The sequence below is a fragment of the Streptomyces sp. NEAU-W12 genome (genome assembly GCF_026242095.1).
Classification (GTDB): Bacteria; Actinomycetota; Actinomycetes; order Streptomycetales; family Streptomycetaceae; genus Streptomyces.
Window position 1 is genome coordinate 121,832 of sequence record NZ_JAPJDM010000013.1, and the last position, 20,872, is coordinate 142,703.

The window sequence follows — 20,872 nt, forward strand, 5'->3', positions numbered from 1 at the left end:
GGGCCGCACGGGTCCCGTACCGGTGAATTTCTTGAGACGTGCCCCGCGCCCGGAGGGCATAGAGACACAGCCCCTCACGGTACCAGCGGCCCGACGGACGGCCCAAACCCGTCCCCGGCCGGGCGCCGGTACAGGCCCCGGTCCGGCCCCTGCCGGACCTCCGGTCCCCACCCGGGGCACCACGCACCCCGCCCGTGGGACCATGGAAGCTACGTATCGATCCGATCCGACCCGAGACCGCAGACACTGCGGACGCCTCAAGAATCAGGACCCTGCGTGCCCGCGACCCCCAGCCACGTGCCCGAGCCGAGCCGTACCGACCCGGCTCTGATCCGCAACTTCTGCATCATCGCGCACATCGACCACGGCAAGTCCACGCTCGCCGACCGGATGCTCCAGCTGACCGGTGTGGTCGATCAGCGGCAGATGCGCGCCCAGTACCTCGACCGCATGGACATCGAGCGTGAACGCGGCATCACGATCAAGTCCCAGGCGGTGAGGCTGCCGTGGGCGCCCACGGACGACAAGGGCAGCACGCGCATCCTCAACATGATCGACACGCCGGGGCACGTCGACTTCACCTACGAGGTGTCGCGGTCGCTCGCCGCCTGCGAGGGCACGGTCCTCCTGGTGGACGCCGCGCAGGGAATCGAGGCCCAGACCCTCGCCAACCTGTACCTGGCGATGGAGAACGACCTCACGATCATCCCGGTGCTCAACAAGATCGACCTGCCGGCCGCGCAGCCCGAGAAGTTCGCCGAGGAGCTCGCCAACCTGGTCGGCTGCGACCCCGACGACGTGCTGAAGGTGTCCGCGAAGACCGGTCTCGGTGTCGAGGCGCTGCTGGACAGGGTGGTCGCCGACGTCCCCGCCCCGGTCGGCGTCAAGGACGCCCCGGCCCGCGCGATGATCTTCGATTCGGTGTACGACTCGTACCGCGGTGTCGTGACGTACGTCAGGGTCATCGACGGCCAGCTCAACAAGCGTGAGCGCATCCGGATGATGTCCACGGGCGCGACGCACGAGCTGCTGGAGATCGGCACCAACTCGCCGGAGATGCTGCCCGCCGACGGCCTCGGCGTCGGCGAGGTGGGCTACCTCATCACCGGGGTGAAGGACGTCCGCCAGTCGAAGGTCGGTGACACCGTCACCAGCCAGCACAAGGGGGCCGAGGAGGCGCTCGGCGGCTACAAGGACCCCAAGCCCATGGTGTTCTCGGGCCTGTACCCGCTGGACGGCTCCGACTACCCCGAGCTGCGCGAGGCGCTGGACAAGCTCCAGCTCAACGACGCCGCCCTGGTCTACGAGCCGGAGACCTCCGCCGCCCTCGGCTTCGGCTTCCGCGTCGGCTTCCTCGGCCTGCTGCACCTCGACGTGATCCGCGAGCGCCTCGAGCGCGAGTTCGGGCTCGACCTGATCGCCACCGCGCCGAACGTCGTCTACCGCGTGGACATGGAGGACGGCACCGAGCACATCGTCACCAACCCGAGCGAGTTCCCCGAGGGGAAGATCGCAGAGGTGTACGAGCCGGTCGTGCGCGCCACCCTCCTGGCGCCCAGCGAGTTCATCGGCTCGATCATGGAGCTGTGCCAGACCCGGCGCGGTGTCCTGCTCGGTATGGACTACCTCTCCGAGGACCGGGTGGAGATCCGCTACACCCTCCCGCTCGCCGAGATCGTCTTCGACTTCTTCGACCAGCTGAAGTCCAAGACCCGCGGCTACGCCTCCCTCGACTACGAGCCCACCGGCGAGCAGACCTCCAGCCTGGTGAAGGTCGACATCCTGCTGCACGGCGACAAGGTGGACGCGTTCTCCGCGATCACCCACAAGGACCAGGCGTACGCCTACGGCGTGCGGCTCGTCGCCAGGCTCAAGGAGCTGATCCCGCGGCAGGCCTTCGAGGTGCCGGTGCAGGCCGCCATCGGCTCCCGGGTGATCGCCCGCGAGACCATCCGCGCCATCCGCAAGGACGTCCTCGCCAAGTGCTACGGCGGTGACATCTCGCGCAAGCGCAAGCTGCTGGAGAAGCAGAAGGAGGGCAAGAAGCGGATGAAGATGGTGGGCTCCGTGGAGGTCCCGCAGGAGGCCTTCATCGCCGTCCTCTCCAGCGACGACAACGCGGGGTCGGGCAAGGCCAAGAAGTAACCGCGGGTCGCCGGAGGCTGCCGGGGGAGAGCCCGCCGAAGACCCGGAGCGGAGCGAGGCCCGTCGTGCGCGCGCACGACGGGCCTCGGCGCGTCCGAGCCGGTTCCGCAGCGGCTCCCCGGCGGGTTCGTCGTGCGCCCGTCGGGGGATTACCCGTACGAAGTGACAGGCCGTGGCCCCTTACGCAGCCGCCGGTGGGCCTTTACTCTGTCCCTGCCCGGCGGTTACTCACGAGTTAAACAAGGGTACGACAGCGTAACCGACCGAACACCACCCGCATGTCAGCCGTACACCAGCCGCATCTGAGCCAGCCGCACCGTCGCGGGTCCCGGAGGATGTCTTGAGCGACACACAGACTTTGATCGAGAACCGGCCGCCGAGCGTGGCGACCCTCTTCCTGGAGCGTGTCGCCGCCACACCGGACGCCGAGGCGTACCGCTACCCCGTCCCGACCGCCTCGGGCGAGGGCCCCGACGACTGGAGGTCCCTCACCTGGGCCCAGGCCGCCGAACGGGTCAACGCCATCGCGGCCGGCCTGATCGAGCTGGGCGTGGACCCGGAGGAGCGGGTGGCGCTCGCGTCCGCCACCCGGGTCGAATGGGTCCTCGCCGACCTCGGCATCATGTGCGCGGGCGCCGCCACCACCACGGTCTACCCGCAGACGAACATCGAGGAGTCCGCGTACATCCTGTCGGACTCCGACAGCCGGGTGCTGATCGCGGAGAACGCCGAGCAGGTCGACAAGGTCGCGGCGAAGCGCGCCGAGCTGCCCCACCTCGGCCACGTCGTGGTCATCGACGCGGCCGGCGTCGAGACGGACGACTGGGTGATCAGCCTCGCCGAGCTGGAGCGCCGCGGCACGGCCCGGCTGGAGAAGGACGCCGGGCTGGTCAAGGAGCGGGTCGCCGCGATCACCAAGGACCAGCTGGCCACCCTCATCTACACCTCGGGCACCACCGGCCGCCCCAAGGGCGTCCGCCTGCCGCACGACAACTGGGCGTACATGGCGAAGGCGATCGCCGCGACGGGCCTCGTCCACCCGGACGACGTGCAGTACCTGTGGCTGCCGCTTGCGCACGTCTTCGGCAAGGTCCTCACCTCGGGCCAGATCGAGGTCGGTCACGTCACCGCCGTGGACGGCCGCGTCGACAAGATCATCGAGAACCTGCCGGTGGTGCAGCCGACCTACATGGCGGCCGTCCCGCGCATCTTCGAGAAGGTCTACAACGGGGTCGCCGCCAAGGCGCGGGCCGGCGGCGGTGCCAAGTACAAGATCTTCCAGTGGGCCGCGGGCGTGGCCCGCGAGTACGCCAAGGTCACCCAGGACAACTTCCGCCGCACCGGCACCGCCAGTGCCCCCTTCGGCCTCACCGCGAAGCACACCGTCGCCGACAAGCTGGTCTACGCCAAGATCCGCGACGCGTTCGGCGGCAACCTGCGCGCCTGCATCTCCGGCTCGGCGGCCCTCGCACCCGACATCGGCCACTTCTTCGCCGGCGCCGGCATCCACATCCTGGAGGGCTACGGACTCACCGAGTCCTCCGCGGCCTCCTTCGTCAACCCCGGCGAGGCCTACCGCACCGGCACCGTCGGCAAGCCGCTGCCCGGCACCGAGGTACGTGTCGCCGACGACGGCGAGATCCTGCTGCGCGGCCCCGGCATCATGGAGGGCTACCACGGGCTGCCCGAGAAGACCGCCGAGGTCCTGGAGTCCGACGGCTGGTTCCACACCGGTGACATCGGCGAGCTGTCGCCCGACGGCTACCTGCGGATCACCGACCGCAAGAAGGACCTCATCAAGACCTCCAGCGGCAAGTACATCGCGCCCGCCGAGGTCGAGGGCCAGTTCAAGGCGGTGTGCCCGTACGTCTCCAACATCCTGGTGCACGGCGCCGACCGGAACTACTGCACCGCCCTCATCGCCCTCGACGAGGCGGCCCTCGCGGCCTGGGCGCAGGAGAACGGGCTGGGGGGCAAGCCGTACGCGGAGATCGTCGCCGCGCCCGCCACGGTCGAGATGGTCGACGGCTACGTCAAGCAGCTCAACGAGGGCCTCCAGCGCTGGCAGACCATCAAGAAGTTCCGCGTCCTGCCCCGCGACCTCGACATCGAGCACGGCGAGATCACCCCGAGCCTGAAGCTGAAGCGCCCGGTGGTGGAGCGCCAGTACAAGCACCTGATCGACGAGATGTACGCGGGCGCCCGGGAGGTGTGACGCGCAGGGCGTGACTCCGCAGGGCGTGGACACAGGGGCGGGGGGGGGCGGCCCCACCCGGGGCGGCCCCCCGGCCCCGCGCCGGCGGGCGGGCGGCGGGGGGGGGCCCCCCCCCCCCCCGGCCCCCCCCCCCCCCCCCCTTCTGGCGCGGACTCGCGATCCCGGAACCGCGGGGCCGGAAGCAGACGTCACGCTGAGAGCGTGAGCAGCCGGCAGCCCAATGGCACGTGCGCACCCGAACGAGCGGCATGTGGACAGGGGTGACCGACGTGCTCACACCTCTGACGCGGGGCTGGACGACCCGCAGCTTTTCGCCCACCACGGACAGCGATCCAGCCGGACGCCTCCCGGACACGCCCCGAGGAGGCTCGGCGGCCCGTCGCGAGGTCCACGAACGCGGCCCGGCCGGCCGCGTGGACGGAGAGGCGCGACCGGCTCACGTCCTTGGAGCCGCGACGCGGACGGTTCCCGGAGCGGCGGCTGTTTCGACACACTCGTCGCCCTCGTTGCCGCCGTAACCGCTCTCGCGCCAGAGAAGTCGCCGATGGCGCTCAGCGCTCGTAGGGCTCCGCAGAGCCCGGGTTCTCGTTCCGGAGAGGGGTTCGGCCTGCCCGCGGTCCAGTCGGGGAGCCGGTCACATCGACGTCCGGCGCTGGGAAGCCCCCGCTCCGGACCCGGCCGTCCGGGCGCCACTACGATTCCGTTCCATGGAGGACGAGAAGCGGGAGACCGCGCCAGGGCCGGCCGGTGCGGAGCTGGCGTATCTACCGACCCGGTCCGACATGGCCGAGGCGCTCCACGCCCGTACCCCTCCGGCCGTGCTCTGGCGTCTGCCGGCGGCTGCCGTGGCGGGCACGGTGGCTGTTGTCGCCGTTCTCCAGCTGCTCGAGGTGCCCGAAGGTGTGCTCGTGGTGGCGGCCACCACAGGCTCCCTGGCGGCGCTGGGCGGCCTCGTGGGCGGGTGGGTGAGCCGGCTCCACGGAGTTCGGCGGATGACCGGGTACGCACGTGCGCAGGGCGAATACGTCATGCGGGTGGACGACGACGGCGTCCGCGCCACCACGGCTCTTGTGGAGAGCCGGATCCTCTGGTCGTCGTTCCGCCACTACATCGAGACGGCGAACCTTTTCGTGCTGGTCATCGATGACACGGTCGGTGGAATGGCCCTCCTGCCGAAGCGTGGACTGCGCGGGGGAGCGGACGTCGACGAGATGCGCGTGATCGTTGCGAGGCATCTCGCGCCGCACCCCTCCGGGGCCGAGGGGAAGAGCGCCCCGCATCCCGTCAGGAGTTCCTGACGCGCCGTCCACGGTGGTGAGGGCCCGCACCGCCGTGATGCGTGCGGCCGGTCCGAGCAGGGCCGGGGCCGGCGCCCCTCTCTTTCCGATGTTGCGCGGAACTGGCCGGTTTTCGGCCCTCTCCTGACCGGATGTGGAGTGCTGTTCCTGCTTTCGGTGGTCCACTTCGGTAACCCGTTGCTTACGGGTGGGGTCGGTCTGTCACTCTGTCGGCATTGATCGAGGTGTATTCGTACGAACTGCCCGGGGAGCTGCCCATGGGGGCCATTCCGACGCAACGGGAGACCTCCCCTGCCGCGTCCGAGACGTTCGCGCGGGCGTGTGCGCGGGCGGACGCGACCCTGCCCGGCGGTTCCCTCGCCCCGGGGTCCGCACGCGCCCTGGTGCGGGCGGCGCTCGCCGAGTGGACGGAACGCGCCCTGCCCGGCGTCGAGCACCTCACCACCCGCGCCGTCGACGACGCCATGCTGATCGCCAGCGAGCTGGTCACCAACGCCGTCGTCCACGCCGGGACCGAGGTACGGCTCACCTGCGCGCTGGAGGAGGACACCGGCGCGCTCGTCATCGAGGTCGCCGACCGGCACCCCTCCCGCACCCCGCGCGACGGCGGGCCGGACGCGGTGCCCTCCGGGAGTCCCGAGGGCCACGAGTACGGGCGGGGGCTGCGGCTCGTCGCCGCGCTCTCCGAGGCCTGGGGGATCACCTACCGGCCCGGCGCCCACACGAAGACGGTCTGGGCCCGTGTCCCCGCCAGGGGCCTCGCGGCGGACGACCCGGACGACGTGACGGGCGGCGTGGGTGGTCCGGCCGGCGGGGGCGCCTGGGGCGACGACGCGGGCGCGTACGCGGGAGAGTCGGAGCCGGACGGGGCGTACGCGGTCCCGTGGCCCGGTGGGGGCCGGGAGGCGTGGCGTGCCGCGCGGCCGTACCGGCGGGACGGGGCCTGGCTGGGCCGCGGGGCGCTGTCGTTCCTGGCCGAGGCCTCCGACCTGCTCGCCGGGCAGCTCGACGAGGATCTCGTCGCCGCGCTCACCGGGCAGCTGATCGTTCCGCGGCTCGCGGACTGGTGCGCCGTGTGGCTGGAGGACGAGAGCAGCGGTCACGGCGGCTGGGGCGAGGGCGTGCCGGCCGGCGGGTCCCGTCTCGCCCGGGTCTGGCACGCCGACGAGAGCCGCGTCGAGGAACTGAGCCGGGTGCTCGAGCAGAATCCGCCACCGCCCTCCGACCCGCTGTCCCCCGGCCCGCTCGACTACCCCTGGCCCGAGAAGGCGTTCCGGATGCCGGAAGCCGACCTGGACCTGCCGGAGGCCGACCTGGACCTGCCGGGGGCTGTTCTCGGCCTGCCGGGGGCTGTTCTCGGTCTGCCGGAGGCCGCTCTCGGCGGGTCGGAGGCCGCTCTCGGCGGGCCGGAGGGCTTCCGCATGCCGGGAAGCCTCGGCATGCCCGGGGCCCCGGAGGGCGGACCGGCGTACGACTGCGCCGTCTCCGTTTCCGCCCCCGTCCCCCTCCCCCCTCCGGTCTCCGTTCCCGCGCCCGGTGCGGCCCTCGCCTACCGGCTCGTCGTCGGCGGGCGGCCGCTCGGGACGCTGGTGATCGGGCGGGCCGGGATCGGGCGGTTCCCGGACGAGATCACCGGGCTGGTGGAGGATCTCGGGCGGCGCGTGGCGCTCGCCATCGGCGCCGCCCGGCAGTACGCCCGCCAGGCCACCATCGCCGCCGTGCTCCAGCGCGGACTGCTGCCCGGCGCCGTCGCCGAGATCCCCGGTGTGCGCTCCGCGTTCGTCCACGAGCCCCTCGACAAGGGCGGGCCGAGCGGCGACTTCTACGACCTGTTCCAGGCGGGCGAGGGCCGCTGGTGCTTCGCCGTCGGCGACGTCCAGGGCAAAGGGCCCGAGGCGGCCGTCGTCATCGGTCTCGCCCGGCCCTGGCTGCGGCTGCTCGCCCGCGAGGGCTACCGCGTCGCCGACGTCCTCGACCGCCTCAACCGGCTGCTCCTCGACGACGCCACCGAGGCCGCCGACGCCGCCGCCCGCGCCCTCGTCGCCGCCGGGGCCCGCCCCTCCGCCCCGGGCGACGGCCCCCAGACCCGTTTCCTGTCCCTGCTCTACGGCGAGCTCACCCTCCGCGACGAGGGCGACGGCGGCGCCCGCGTCACCCTCGGCTCCGCCGGGCACCCCCTGCCGCTGCTGCTCGCCCCCGACGGCACGGTCCGTACCGTCGCCCAGCCGCAGACCCTGCTCGGGGTCGTCGAGGACGCCACCTACACCAGTGAGACCTTCGAGCTGCGCCCCGGCGACACCCTGCTCTGCGTCACCGACGGCGTCACCGAGCGGCGCTCCGGCTCCCGCCAGTTCGACGACGGGGACGGGCTCGCCACGGCGCTGGCCGGCTGCGCGGGACTGGACGCCGGACTGACGGCGGAAAGGATCAACCGGCTCGTCCACGAGTTCGGGGCGCGGCCGCCGGCCGACGACCTCGCGCTGCTCGTGCTCCAGGCGGAGTGAACCCGGGGGCGCCGACGACGCGGGAAGGGACCGGAGCGCGTGCGGGACAATGGAGCACATGCCTTCCGCTCTCCCCGACGGCGAGCCCGTCCCCGCCGACGGCGCGCTGCCCGCGTCCGCACTCGCCGGTGCCACGGACCGCCCCCTCGGGTTCTACCTGCACGTGCCGTACTGCGCGACCCGCTGCGGCTACTGCGACTTCAACACCTACACCGCCACCGAGCTGCGCGGCAGCGGGGGCGTGCTGGCCTCCCGCGACCACTACGCCGAGACCCTGACCGACGAGGTCCGCCTGGCCCGCAAGGTGCTCGGCGACGACCCGCGCGAGGTCCGCACCGTCTTCGTCGGCGGCGGCACGCCCACCCTGCTGGCCGCCGACGACCTCGTACGGATGCTGGGCGCGATCCGTGACGAGTTCGGGCTCGCGGCGGACGCCGAGGTGACGACGGAGGCGAACCCGGAGTCGGTCGACCCGGCCTACCTGGAGGCCCTCCGCGCGGGCGGCTTCAACCGGATCTCCTTCGGCATGCAGAGCACCCGGCAGCACGTGCTGAAGGTCCTCGACCGCACGCACACCCCCGGCCGCCCGGAGGCCTGCGTCGCCGAGGCGCGCGCGGCGGGCTTCGAGCACGTCAACCTCGACCTGATCTACGGCACCCCCGGAGAGTCCGACGACGACTGGCGGGCCTCGCTCGACGCGGCGACCGGTGCCGGGCCGGACCACGTCTCGGCGTACGCGCTGATCGTCGAGGAGGGCACCCGACTGGCCCGGCGCATCCGGCGCGGCGAGGTCCCGATGACCGACGACGACGTCCACGCCGACCGGTACCTGATCGCCGAGGAGACCCTGTCGGCGGCCGGATTCGACTGGTACGAGGTGTCCAACTGGGCCACCTCCGACGCCGGCCGCTGCCTGCACAACGAGCTGTACTGGCGGGGTGCCGACTGGTGGGGGGCCGGCCCGGGGGCGCACTCGCACGTGGGCGGGGTGCGCTGGTGGAACGTCAAGCACCCGGGCGCGTACGCGGCGGCGCTGGCGTCGGGCCGGTCGCCGGGCGCGGGCCGGGAGCTGCTGTCGGACGAGGACCGGCGGGTGGAGCGGATCCTGCTGGAGCTGAGGCTGCGGGAGGGCGTGCCGCTGTCACTGCTGAAGGAGGAGGGGCTGGCGGCGTCGCGGCGGGCGCTGGCGGACGGGCTGCTGGAGCGGAAGCCGTACGAGGAGGGGCGTGCGGTGCTGAGGCTCCGCGGGCGGTTGCTGGCGGATGCCGTGGTCAGGGATCTGGTGGACTGACCACTGGGCGGAGTGAAGCACCGCGGAACGCGGGTTCGGTCCCCCCTGGTTCGTGGGCTGCCGCTTGAAAGGACGCGGCGGATGTGGAGGGCCACGGAGACGACCGCTGTGGACGAGTGCGGGACGACCAGGTTCTTCGAGGGGTTCGAGCCTCCCGAGGGGGCCAGGGTCGAGCTCCTCCGGGGGGGGACACCGTGATGACGGCCGGTCCCGATCTTGTGCACAACATGATCGTGGAAGGCGTCCTGGACCAGATCCCGCGCAAGCGGTGGGCGCGTCTCCGGGCCCGGGACGTCGACATCATCGACGGGGCCGGCGGGCCCGTGCCGGATCCGGTGGTCCTCGGGCGCGATGCCACGCCCGAGGCGGGACGTCTGCTGCCGTCCGAGCTGATCACACGGGTGGCCGAAGTCGTCTCCACGACCGGTGTCGTGCGGGATCACCTCGTCGAGCGGTCGATCCACGCCGCCGGCAGGGTTCCCGCGTACCTCGTCACCGACCCGGTCACGGAGCACCGCGTCCTGCTCACGATGCCGGTCGGGGAGGGCGACGCAGCTGACCACAAGGCGCAGCTGACCACAAGGCACGGATGAAGCTGGACTTCGGTGGTCGGCTGCCGCTCGACATGCCGGGCATCGGCCTGGACACCAGTGAACTCGGCAGCTTCCAGGGCGTCAGGCCCCACCGCTTTCCGTGACGAAGTCGATCAGCTCCTCGACCCTGCCCAGGAGCTCCGGCTCCAGATCCCTGTAGGACCGCACCCGTCCCAGAACGTGCTGCCAGGCCACCCCCGTGTTCTCCGGCCAGCCCAGCGCCCGGCACACCCCCGTCTTCCAGTCCTGGCCGCGCGGGACGCGGGGCCACGCCCCGATACCCAGGGACGACGGCTTCACCGCCTCCCAGATGTCGATGTAGGGGTGGCCCACCACCAGGGCGTGCTCACTGGTGACCGCCTCGGCGATGCGCGACTCCTTCGAACCCGGCACCAGGTGGTCCACCAGGACCCCCAGCCGCGCGTCCGGGCCCGGACCGAACTCCTCGACGATCGCCGGGAGGTCGTCGACGCCCTCCAGGTACTCCACGACCACGCCCTCGACGCGCAGGTCGTCGCCCCACACCCGCTCGACCAGTTCGGCGTCGTGGCGCCCCTCGACGTAGATGCGCCCGGCGCGTGCCACGCGCGCGCGTGCGCCCGGGACGGCCACCGAACCGGACGCCGTACGGGTCGGACGCGGCGGACCGGCGGCCGGCCGCACCAGCGTCACCACGCGTCCCTCCAGGAGGAACCCGCGCGGCTCCAGCGGGAACACCCGGTGCTTGCCGAAGCGGTCCTCCAGGGTCACCGTGCCCGCCTCGCAGCGGATCACCGCGCCGCAGAATCCGCTGCCGGGCTCCTCCACCACCAGACCGGGCCCGGCCGGCACCTCGGGGACGGGCCGGGACTTCTTCCACCCGGGGGTCAGGTCAGGAGAGTACTGGCGCATTCTGATGACGATAGGAGAAGCCGGCCCCCGTTCGGCCGAGGATTCAGCACGACACGCCGAAGCGGACCGCGAGAGCGTCGCGCTGGGCCCGTACGAACGCCGCGTCCACCGCCGCGCCGTGGCCGGGAACGTACACCGCGTCCTCGCCGCCCAGGGCCAGCAGCCGGTCCAGGGCGCCCGGCCACTGCGACGGGACGGCGTCGGGGCCCGCCTGCGGTTCGCCGGACTCCTCCACCAGGTCGCCGCAGAACACCACCCGTGGTTCGCCGGTGACCAGCACCGCGAGATCGTGCGCCGTGTGCCCCGGTCCCACGTTCGCGAGCAGCGCCCGCCGTCCGCCGCCCAGGCCGAGCGTCCACTCGCCGGACACCGTGTGCCGGGGACGGACCAGCGCGTCCACCGCCTCCCCGGCCTCCCGCGCGTCCAGACCGTGGCGCTCCGCGTCCGTGAGCAGTTCCTCGCGCCCCCGCGCCAGCACCGTGTCCAGCCCCACCGCGCCGAACACCTCCGCGCCCGCGAACACCGCCGCCCCCAGCACGTGGTCGAAGTGGGGGTGGGTGAGCGCGAGATGCGTCACACGCCGCCCGGCGAGCGACTGCGCCCCGGCCCGCAGCCGCGCGCCCTCGCGCAGGGACGAACCGGCGTCCACGAGCAGCACCGCGTCCGCGCCGACGACGAGGCCCACCGTGCAGTCCCACACCGGGAGCCGGCACCGCCCCACCCCCGGCGCCAGCCCTTCCCATCCCGCCTCTTCCCACGCCACCGTCATACCGCGACGCTAACGGCCCACGGCTTTCGCGGCGCGTCCGCGCGGGACCGGCCTTGCCCGGGGAGTACCCCCCGGTCGTACACTGGGCGGGGAGTCTGGCACTCGCGTGCGAAGAGTGCCAGGGCATCCGGGAAACGGACCGGGCGGACGGCTTTTGGAGGTGTGCGTGATGCTCAGTGAACGCAGGCTCCAGGTGCTGCGCGCCATCGTCCAGGACTACGTCGGCACCGAGGAGCCCGTCGGCTCCAAGGCCCTCACCGAGCGGCACAACCTGGGCGTCTCCCCGGCCACCGTGCGCAACGACATGGCGGCCCTGGAGGACGAGGGCTTCATCGCCCAGCCGCACACCAGCGCCGGGCGCATCCCCACCGACAAGGGCTACCGGCTCTTCGTGGACAAGCTCGCCGGCGTCAAACCGATGACCGCGCCCGAGCGGCGCGCCATCCAGAACTTCCTCGAGGGCGCCGTCGACCTGGACGACGTCGTGGCCCGCACGGTGCGGCTGCTCGCGCAGCTCACCCGGCAGGTCGCCGTCGTGCAGTACCCGTCGCTGACCCGCTCGACCGTGCGGCACGTGGAACTGCTCCCGCTGGCGCCCGCGCGCGCCATGCTGGTGCTGATCACGGACACCGGACGGGTCGAGCAGCGCATGGTCGACTGCCCGGCGCCGGTCGGCGAGGCGTCCCTGGCGGATCTGCGGGCCCGGCTCAACAGCCGTGTCGCGGGCCGCCGTTTCACCGATGTACCGTCCCTCGTCGAGGACCTCCCGGAGGCCTTCGACCCCGAGGAACGCGGTACGGTCTCGACCGTGCTCTCCACCCTCCTGGAGACGCTGGTCGAGGAGAACGAGGAGCGGTTGATGATCGGCGGCACCGCCAATCTGACCCGCTTCGGGCACGATTTCCCCTTGGTGATCCGGCCTGTCCTGGAGGCGCTCGAGGAGCAGGTCGTGCTTCTCAAGCTGCTCGGAGAGGCGAAGGATCCGGGCGTGACCGTCCGTATCGGTCATGAGAACGCCCATGAGGGACTCAACTCCACGTCCGTCGTGTCGGTGGGCTACGGTTCGGGCGGCGAGGCGGTTGCCAAGCTCGGCGTGGTCGGACCGACCCGCATGGATTACCCGGGAACGATGGGAGCGGTACGCGCAGTGGCACGGTACGTCGGACAGATCCTGGCGGAGTCGTAAGTGGCCACCGACTATTACGCCGTACTCGGCGTGCGCCGGGACGCGTCGCAGGAAGAGATCAAGAAGGCCTTCCGGCGACTCGCCCGCGAGCTGCATCCGGACGTCAACCCGGATCCGAAGACCCAGGAGCGGTTCAAGGAGATCAACGCCGCCTACGAGGTCCTGTCGGATCCGCAGAAGAAGCAGGTCTACGACCTCGGCGGCGACCCGCTCCAACAGGCCGGAGCAGGCGGCGGCGCGGGCGGCTTCGGGGCGGGCGGCTTCGGGAACTTCTCCGACATCATGGACGCGTTCTTCGGCACGGCGTCGCAGCGCGGTCCGCGCTCGCGCACCCGCCGCGGCCAGGACGCGATGATCCGCCTCGAGGTCGAGCTGGACGAGGCCGCGTTCGGCACCACCAAGGACATCCAGGTCGACACGGCGGTCGTCTGCACCACGTGCAGCGGTGAGGGCGCGGCGCCGGGCACCACGGCGCAGACCTGTGACATGTGCCGCGGCCGGGGCGAGGTCTCGCAGGTCACCCGGTCCTTCCTGGGCCAGGTCATGACCTCGCGCCCCTGCCCGCAGTGCCAGGGCTTCGGCACCGTCGTCCCGAACCCGTGCCCCGAGTGCGCGGGCGACGGCCGGATCCGCTCCCGCCGCACCCTGACGGTGAAGATCCCGGCCGGTGTGGACAACGGGACCCGGATCCAGCTGGCGGGCGAGGGCGAGGTCGGCCCCGGCGGCGGTCCCGCCGGCGACCTGTACGTCGAGATCCACGAGCTGCCGCACGCCATGTTCCAGCGGCGCGGCGACGACCTGCACTGCACGGTCACCCTCCCGATGACGGCGGCCGCCCTCGGCACCAAGGTGCCGCTGGAGACGCTGGACGGCATGGAGGAGGTCGACATCCGGCCCGGCACCCAGTCCGGCCAGTCGATCCCGCTGCACGGCCGGGGCGTCACGCACCTGCGGGGCGGCGGCCGGGGCGACCTCATCGTGCACGTCGAGGTGCAGACCCCGGGCAAGCTCGACCCCGAACAGGAGCGCCTGCTGCGCGAACTCGCCAAGCTCCGCGGCGAGGAGCGCCCGCTGGGCCAGTTCCAGCCGGGCCAGCAGGGCCTGTTCTCCCGGCTGAAGGACGCCTTCAACGGGCGCTGACGGGCGCTTTCCCGCGGGGACCGGACGAGGTCCCCGCGGTGCCCCCGGAAGCGGGCCGCGCCAGGGGCGCGATCGGCTCCGGAGCCGTTTCGGACCCACTCGCGACCCGCTCCCGATCCGGTGGTGGTCCGTCCCCGATCGAATTCGGAGATGCCCGAAGGACGTGGCAACATGCCGTCATGTCCTTGGCCCTCACCGACCTCCTCCGGCACCCCGTGGTGCAGGCCCCGATGGCGGGCGGAGTCGCCGTGCCGCAGCTCGCCGCGGCCGTGTCCGAGGCGGGCGGGCTCGGGTTCCTGGCCGCCGGGTACAAGACCGCGGACGGGATGTACCAGGAGATCAAACAGCTGCGCGGGCTGACCGGGTTCCCCTTCGGCGTCAACGTCTTCATGCCCCAGCCCGAGACCCCCGACCCCGCCGCCGTCGGCGTCTACGCCCATCAGCTGGCCGGTGAGGCCTCCTGGTACTCCACCGGGCTGGGCGACCCCGACGACGGCCGCGACGACGGCTACGACGCCAAACTCGCCGTCCTGCTCGACAACCCGGTGCCGGTGGTGTCGTTCCACTTCGGCGTGCCCGCCCGGGACGTCCTGGACGCCCTGCGCCGCGCCGGCACGTTCACGCTGGCCACCGCCACCACCCCCGGCGAGGCGCGGGCCGTTCAGGACGCGGGCGCCGACGCGGTGATAGCGCAGGGCGCCGAGGCCGGCGGCCACCAGGGCACCCACCGGGACTGCCCGGAGACGGACTGCTCCGGCATCGGGCTGCTGCCCCTGGTCAGCCAGGTGCGGGAGGCCGTGGACATCCCGATCGTCGCGGCCGGCGGCATCATGCACGGCAGCCAGATCGCCGCCGTCCTGGCGGTCGGCGCCTCGGCGGCCCAGCTCGGCACGGCGTTCCTCGCCACGCACGAGTCCGGTGCGCACGTCCTGCACAAGCAGGCGCTGACCAACCCCCTGTACACCCGCACCGAGCCGACCCGCGCCTTCTCCGGACGCCCGGCCCGCGCCCTGGTCAACCGCTTCCTGCGCGAGCACGGCCGGTACGCCCCCGCCGCCTATCCGGACGTCCACCATCTGACCGCCCCGCTGCGCAAGGCCGCCGCCACCGCCGGGGACCCCCAGGGCATGGCGCTGTGGGCGGGACAGGGCCACCGGATGGCCCGCGAGCTGCCCGCCGGGCAGCTGGTGGAGGTGCTGGCCGCCGAACTCACCGCCACCCGGACCGCGCTGTCGGCGGGAGGTGCCCGATGACCGCCCCGGTCTTCGTCGTGGACGACTTCGGCACGGACGGCTCCGGCCACCACGTGCTCGACGGACCCGAGGGACGGCACGCCGTCTCCGTGAAGCGGCTGCGGGCCGGGGAGAAGGTCGTCCTCACCGACGGCGCCGGCCGCCGGGCCGAGGGCGAGGTGACCGCAACCGAGGGCAAGGACCGGTTGGTCGTGCTCCTCGGCGACGTCGTCGAGGAGCCCGTGGAGTCGCCCCGGCTCACCGTCGTCCAGGCCCTGCCCAAGGGGGACAGGGGCGAGCTGGCCGTGGAGACGATGACCGAGGTCGGCGTCGACGCGGTCGTGCCGTGGTCGGCGGCGCGCTGTGTCACCCAGTGGCGGGGCGAGCGCGGGCTGAAGTCCCTCGGCAAATGGCGGGCGACGGCCCGCGAGGCGGGCAAGCAGTCCCGCCGGACGCGCTTCCCGGAGGTCGCGGACGCGGCCACAACCCGGCAGGTTGCGTCACTTCTCGCCGAAGCCGACTTCGCCGCCGTCCTCCACGAGAGCGGCACCGAACCCCTCGCGACCGCCGAACTCCCCTCCTCCGGCAGCATCGTGCTGGTCGTCGGCCCCGAAGGCGGGGTCTCGCCGGAGGAGCTGGAGCTCTTCGCGCAGGCCGGCGCCAAGCCCTACCGCCTGGGCCGCAGCGTCCTGCGCACCTCCACCGCCGGCACCGCGGCGACGGCCGTGCTCCTGACCCGTACGGGCCGCTGGTCCTGATCCGGGACCACCGAGGTGCCGGGATGCCGGCGCACCGGGGCGCCGACCAGGCCCGGCAGCGAGGGCGGGGCGGGGGCGCCTGCGGTGGCCGTATGCGCTCTACCGTCACGTCCGCGACGGTGGCAGGCTGCCGTCCATGGCGTCCAAGGGGGCACTGACGAGGAGTTGGCCGAGGTCCTGGCCGAGGGCCCGGCGCGGGCCACGGTGGCGGCGGCCGGTACTGGCCGTGGGATTCGCCGTGGTCGCCGTGGGCGGGGCCGTGGCGTGCGAGCCGGGCTCGGTCGGCTCGGCCGCGGTGGCGCTCACGACCGACGAGACGGTCACCCGGGAGCTCAACCGGCAAAAGGCCGGCGTGCGGTGGCTCAGCTGCACCGCCTCCTACGGGGACGACGCGAGCGCGTCGTCGGGGTCCGCGAGCGCGGGCGAGAACACGGTGGCCACCGTGGACTGCGACGGGGAGACCGAGGACGGCAAGGAGATCACCGTCACCGGGAAGATCACCCACGCCGTCAACGGCGCCTGTGTGCGCGGGGACATCACCGCGAAGGTGGACGGCAAGCAGGTGTTCCGGGTCGACGGCCTGGGCGACTGCGACGCCACCAGCCCGCCTCCGGTGGGCGAGCCCACGGGCCGCGGCCCGCAGCCCACCGTCACGGTGACGGTCACGACGACCGTGTGGTGCGACCAGTACCCGTCCTGCCGCCCTGTCGAGGGCAAGTGATCCAAACCCCTGTCCACGCCGACCGGGCCTGCATAGGGTGACCGGGTGACGCACTCTGCTTCGGTCGCCTCCGCCGCGTATCTCCGGTTCCCGCACCCGCACGGCGAGTTGGTCGCCTTCACCGCCGAGGACGACGTGTGGCTCGCCCCGCTCGACGGCGGCCGCGCCTGGCGGGCCAGCGCGGACAACGTGCCGGTGACGATGCCCCGCATCTCGCCCGACGGCACCACCGTCGCCTGGACCTCCACCCGTGACGGCGCCCCCGAAGTGCACATCGCCCCCGTCGAGGGCGGACCCGGCCGCCGCCTGACGTACTGGGGCAGCTCCAGGACCCAGGTGCGCGGCTGGACCCCGGACGGGAAGGTCCTGGCGCTCAGCACCCACGGCCAGGCCAGCCTGCGCCGCACCTGGGCCCGTGCGGTCCCCCTCGACGGCGGCCCCGCCACCACGCTGCCGCACGGCCCCGTCGGCGACGTCGCCCACGGGCCGCGCACCGTCCTGCTCTCCGCGACGATGGGCCGCGAGGCCGCCGCCTGGAAGCGCTACCGGGGCGGCACGGCGGGCAAGTTGTGGATCGAGCAGGAGTCCGGGGACGGAGACGGCACGGCGAACACAGCCGACGGCCCCGTCGAGTTCGTACGCCTGCACGCCGACCTCGACGGGAACATCGAGTACCCGATCTGGGTGGGAACCAGGATCGCCTTCCTCAGCGACCACGAGGGCACCGGCGCGCTGTACTCCTCCCTCGCCGACGGGTCCGACCTGCGCCGGCACACCCCGCTCGGCGGGTTCTACGCCCGGCACGCCGCCACCGACGGCACCCGCGTCGTCTACTCCAGCGCCGGCCGGCTGTGGATCCTCGACGACCTGGACGGGGCCGAGCCCCGCCCGCTCGACATCCGGCTCGGCGGCCAGCGCGTCGACCTGACGCCGTTCCCGGTGAACGCCGCCCGCTGGTTCGGCTCCGCCTCCCCCGACCACACCGCGCGCGGCAGCGCCGTCTGCGTGCGCGGCACCGTCCACTGGGTCACCCACCGGTCGGGACCCGCCCGCGCCCTCGCCGCCACCCCCGGCGTCCGCGCCCGGCGCCCGCACACCTTCCGCGTCGACGGCGAGGAGTGGGTGGTGTGGGTGACCGACGCCGAAGGCGACGACGCCCTGGAGTTCGCCCCGGCCACCGGCCTCGCCCCCGGCGCGGCCCCGCGCCGGATCGCCGCCGGACAGCTCGGCCGGGTCCTGGAACTCGCGATGTCGCCGGACGGCAGCCGCGCCGCGGTCGCCTCGCACGACGGCCGCCTCCTGCTCGTCGAGCGGGAGACCGGCGAGGTCCGCGAGGCCGACCGCAGCGCCGACGGCGACGTCTGCGGGCTGACCTTCTCACCCGACTCCGCCTGGCTCGCCTGGACCCACCCCGGCCCCCGCCCGCTGAGCCAGCTGAGGATCGCCAGTACCACCGACCTCCAGGTCACCGAGGCGACCCCGCTGCGCTTCCAGGACTACGCGCCCGCCTTCACCCTCGACGGCAAGCACCTCGCGTTCCTGTCCACCCGCTCCTTCGACCCGGTCTACGACGAGCACGTCTTCGACCTCGCCTTCGTCGAGGGCGCCCGGCCGCACCTGATCACCCTCGCCGCGACGACCCCGTCACCGTTCGGCCCGCAGCGGCACGGCCGCCCCTTCGAGACGCCGGACCGGGACGAGACCCCTGACAGCGAGGGCGCCCCGACCACCCGGATCGACCTGGAGGGGCTCGCCGACCGGATCGTGCCGTTCCCGGTCGAGGCCGCCCGCTACTCCAACCTGCGCGCCGCCAAGGACGGGGTGCTGTGGCTGCGGCACCCGGTGCGCGGTGTGCTCGGCGCCTCCCGGGCCACCCCCGACGACCCCGACCCGAAGACCGAGCTGGAGCGCTACGACCTCGCCCAGTCACGCATCGAGCACCTGGCCTCGGACGCCGACCACTTCGAGGTCAGCGGCGACGGCAAGCGGGTGCTGCTGTGGACCGACGGCCGGCTCAAGGTCGTCCCCAGCGACCGGCGCGCGTCGGGTGACGACGACAGCGACAGCAACATCACCGTCGACCTCGACCGGGTCCGCCAGTTCATCGACCCGGCCGCCGAGTGGCGGCAGATGTTCGACGAGGCCGGCCGCATCATGCGGGACAACTACTGGCGGCCGGACATGAACGGCGTCGACTGGGACGCCGTCCTCGACCGCTACCGGCCCGTCCTCGACCGGCTCGCCACCCACGACGACCTGGTCGACCTCCTGTGGGAGGTGCAGGGCGAACTCGGCACCTCGCACGCCTACGTCACCCCGCGCGGCGGCTTCGGCGGCGGCGCCCGGCAGGGCCTGCTCGGCGCGGACGTCTCCCGCCACGAGGACGGCAGCTGGCGCGTCGACCGCATCCTGCCCGCGGAGACGTCCGACCCCCAGGGCCGTTCCCCGCTGGCCGCGCCCGGCGTCGCGATCCGCACCGGTGACGCGATCGTCGCCGTGGCCGGGCAGCCCGTCGACCCGGTGGGCGGGCCGGCCCCGCTGCTGGTCGGCACCGCGGGCAAGCCCGTCGAGCTGACCGTCTCCCCGGCCGGCGGCGGCGAGGCGCGGCACGCGGTCGTCGTCCCCGTCGCCGACGAGGAGCCGCTGCGCTACCACGCGTGGGTCGCCGACCGGCGGGCGTACGTCCACGAGCTGTCCGCAGGCCGGCTCGGCTACCTCCACGTCCCCGACATGCAGGCTCCCGGCTGGGCCCAGATCCACCGGGACCTGCGGGTCGAGGTGGTCCGGGAGGGGCTGATCGTGGACGTCCGGGAGAACCGCGGCGGCCACACCTCCCAGCTCGTCGTGGAGAAGCTGGCCCGGCGGATCGTCGGCTGGGACCTGCCGCGCGGCATGCGCCCGGAGAGCTACCCGCAGGACGCGCCACGCGGTCCGGTCGTCGCCGTCGCCAACGAGTTCTCCGGCTCCGACGGCGACATCGTCAACGCGGCGATCAAGGCGCTCGGCATCGGCCCGGTCGTCGGCACCCGCACCTGGGGCGGCGTCGTCGGTATCGACAGCCGCTACCGGCTGGTCGACAACACCCTCGTCACCCAGCCCAAGTACGCCTTCTGGCTGGAGGGTTACGGCTGGGGCGTGGAGAACCACGGCGTGGACCCGGACGTGGAGGTCGTCCAGCGTCCGCAGGACCACGCGGCGGGCCGGGACGTCCAGCTGGACGAGGCGGTACGGCTGGCGCTGGCCGCGCTCGAGGAGACCCCGGCGAAGACGCCGCCGACGCTGGAGTAGACGGTCCGGCGCCGCGGCACGACCGGGCGGACGCCGGCTTCCCACGCCCACCCGCGCCCGGGCGTCCGCCCGCGTTTCGGCGTTGCCCGTGTCCCCGTGTCCCCGTGTCCCCGAGGTCTCGTGTGCCCGCGTATCCGCGTCGTCCCGCGTCCGCTTGCGTCCCGGGGCCCGCCTGCGTTTCCGTGTGCCCGTGTGCCCGTGTGCCCGTGTGCCCGTGTGCCCGTGTGCCCGTGTGCCCGTGTGCCCGTGTGCCCGGGGTCTCGGGTGCCCGCGTATCCGCGTCATCCCGCGTCCCGTGTCCCCGTGTCCGCTTGCGTCCCGGGGTGAGGGCCTGCCCCCGTGTCGGCGTCGCCCATGTCCCCGCGTACGGCGCATCCGCCTGCCCGGTGTCCGGGCCCGTCCCCGGAAGTCCGCCCGCCGCGGCGGGGGGCGACTACGATGCCCCCGTACGCGATCACCACGCACCGAGGAGGGCCTGCCATGGCAGGGGAACCGCAGGACGACTGCCTGTTCTGCAAGATCGCCGCAGGGCAGACCCCGGCGACGATCGTCCGGGAGACGGACACCACCGTCGCGTTCCGCGACATCAACCCGCAGGCGCCCACGCACATCCTGGTGATCCCGAAGGCGCACCACAAGGACGCGGCGGCCCTCGCCGCGGCCGCCCCCGGGACCGCGGCGGACGTCCTGCGCGAGACGCAGGCCGTCGCGGACCAGGAGCAGCTGGAGAGCTACCGCATCGTCTTCAACACCGGCGGCGCCGCCGGCCAGACCGTCTGGCACGCGCACGCCCACGTCCTGGGCGGCCGTGGTCTCCACTGGCCCCCCGGATAGGCGGCGG

Annotated in this window: 15 protein-coding genes; 13 read left to right on the plus strand and 2 right to left on the minus strand. The window is 73.3% G+C overall.

Annotated features, from left to right (window positions below):
- Positions 1 to 276: 276 nt before the first annotated feature.
- The 6 genes from lepA (at position 277) to ORI94_RS35340 (ending at position 10,046) form a co-directional block, all read left to right on the plus strand.
- Positions 277 to 2,145, plus strand: a complete 1,869-nt coding sequence (gene lepA / locus ORI94_RS18285; RefSeq protein ID WP_266076739.1) for a translation elongation factor 4 — start codon at positions 277 to 279, stop codon at positions 2,143 to 2,145.
- Positions 2,146 to 2,485: 340 nt separating this feature from the next.
- Positions 2,486 to 4,360 (plus strand): AMP-dependent synthetase/ligase, encoded by a 1,875-nt coding sequence (locus ORI94_RS18290; RefSeq protein WP_266076742.1) that lies wholly within the window; start codon positions 2,486 to 2,488, stop codon positions 4,358 to 4,360.
- Positions 4,361 to 5,067: 707 nt separating this feature from the next.
- Positions 5,068 to 5,658 carry a YcxB family protein gene (locus ORI94_RS18300; protein ID WP_266076744.1) on the plus strand — a complete coding sequence of 197 codons (591 nt, stop codon included), beginning with the start codon at positions 5,068 to 5,070 and terminating at the stop codon, positions 5,656 to 5,658.
- A 257-nt stretch (positions 5,659 to 5,915) separates the two neighbouring features.
- Entirely contained in the window at positions 5,916 to 8,162 is a 2,247-nt protein-coding gene (locus tag ORI94_RS18305; protein WP_266076985.1) for an ATP-binding SpoIIE family protein phosphatase, read from the plus strand.
- A gap of 58 nt (positions 8,163 to 8,220) precedes the next feature.
- Entirely contained in the window at positions 8,221 to 9,453 is a 1,233-nt protein-coding gene (gene hemW, locus ORI94_RS18310) for a radical SAM family heme chaperone HemW (protein WP_266076747.1), read from the plus strand.
- A gap of 197 nt (positions 9,454 to 9,650) precedes the next feature.
- A complete protein-coding gene (locus tag ORI94_RS35340) occupies positions 9,651 to 10,046 on the plus strand; it encodes a hypothetical protein (protein WP_323056069.1) in 396 nt (131 codons plus the stop codon).
- Positions 10,047 to 10,127: 81 nt separating this feature from the next.
- On the opposite strand, the gene ORI94_RS18320 is transcribed toward ORI94_RS35340, so the two are convergent.
- Both ORI94_RS18320 and ORI94_RS18325 read right to left on the minus strand, forming a co-directional pair.
- On the minus strand, positions 10,128 to 10,937 hold the full coding sequence (locus ORI94_RS18320; protein WP_266076750.1) for a DUF3097 domain-containing protein: 810 nt from the start codon (positions 10,935 to 10,937) through the stop codon (positions 10,128 to 10,130).
- 43 nt (positions 10,938 to 10,980) lie between these two features.
- Entirely contained in the window at positions 10,981 to 11,706 is a 726-nt protein-coding gene (locus ORI94_RS18325; RefSeq protein WP_266076753.1) for an MBL fold metallo-hydrolase, read from the minus strand.
- Between the two features lie 169 nt (positions 11,707 to 11,875).
- Here ORI94_RS18325 and hrcA point away from each other — a divergent pair, with 169 nt between their 5' ends.
- The 7 genes from hrcA to ORI94_RS18360 all read left to right on the plus strand — a co-directional run bounded on the left by hrcA (position 11,876) and on the right by ORI94_RS18360 (position 20,865).
- Positions 11,876 to 12,892 (plus strand): heat-inducible transcriptional repressor HrcA, encoded by a 1,017-nt coding sequence (gene hrcA, locus ORI94_RS18330; RefSeq protein WP_042172081.1) that lies wholly within the window; start codon positions 11,876 to 11,878, stop codon positions 12,890 to 12,892.
- Positions 12,893 to 14,032, plus strand: a complete 1,140-nt coding sequence (gene dnaJ / locus ORI94_RS18335) for a molecular chaperone DnaJ (protein ID WP_266076756.1) — start codon at positions 12,893 to 12,895, stop codon at positions 14,030 to 14,032.
- Between the two features lie 179 nt (positions 14,033 to 14,211).
- Positions 14,212 to 15,285, plus strand: a complete 1,074-nt coding sequence (locus ORI94_RS18340) for a nitronate monooxygenase (RefSeq protein ID WP_266076759.1) — start codon at positions 14,212 to 14,214, stop codon at positions 15,283 to 15,285.
- Positions 15,282 to 16,022 (plus strand): 16S rRNA (uracil(1498)-N(3))-methyltransferase, encoded by a 741-nt coding sequence (locus tag ORI94_RS18345; protein WP_266076762.1) that lies wholly within the window; start codon positions 15,282 to 15,284, stop codon positions 16,020 to 16,022. Before ORI94_RS18340 ends, ORI94_RS18345 begins: the two co-directional genes overlap by 4 nt.
- A gap of 136 nt (positions 16,023 to 16,158) precedes the next feature.
- Positions 16,159 to 16,743, plus strand: coding sequence for a hypothetical protein (locus ORI94_RS18350; protein WP_416237839.1), 585 nt, complete (start codon positions 16,159 to 16,161; stop codon positions 16,741 to 16,743).
- Between the two features lie 108 nt (positions 16,744 to 16,851).
- Positions 16,852 to 20,031 carry a S41 family peptidase gene (locus ORI94_RS18355; protein ID WP_416237845.1) on the plus strand — a complete coding sequence of 1,060 codons (3,180 nt, stop codon included), beginning with the start codon at positions 16,852 to 16,854 and terminating at the stop codon, positions 20,029 to 20,031.
- A gap of 480 nt (positions 20,032 to 20,511) precedes the next feature.
- Positions 20,512 to 20,865 (plus strand): HIT domain-containing protein, encoded by a 354-nt coding sequence (locus ORI94_RS18360; protein ID WP_266076769.1) that lies wholly within the window; start codon positions 20,512 to 20,514, stop codon positions 20,863 to 20,865.
- The last annotated feature ends 7 nt before the right edge of the window (positions 20,866 to 20,872 follow it).